The organism is Paenibacillus sp. O199, assembly GCF_001636635.1.
GTDB classification, from domain to species: Bacteria; Bacillota; Bacilli; order Paenibacillales; family Paenibacillaceae; genus Paenibacillus; species Paenibacillus marchantiae.
Genome location: NZ_LGRP01000061.1, coordinates 11,773 through 12,024 on the forward strand (window position 1 = coordinate 11,773; position 252 = coordinate 12,024).

Sequence of the window (252 nt, forward strand, 5' to 3'; positions counted from 1 at the left end):
CGGCAGTACGTACATTGCTAATGTCGCGTCGCCAACGGGAACGCCGGGAACTTCACCAGACTACACCTTGCTTGCAGGTGCAGGTGCTACAGGTGCAACCGGAGCAACAGGAGTGGGCTTGAATGGAGCAGTTCCGTTTGACCCAGCAGTAGCACCAACGTATCCGGCGGGTCAAGTCGTGACATTTAACGGAAGTACTTACATTACAAATGTGGCATCGCCAACGGGAACGCCAGGTACATCCCCTGACTA

At 54.8% G+C, this 252-nt stretch carries 1 pseudogene; it reads left to right on the forward strand.

Going from position 1 to position 252, the window contains the following annotated elements:
• Positions 1 to 252: pseudogene (locus A6049_RS33515) on the forward strand (BclA C-terminal domain-containing protein); the annotation flags it as partial.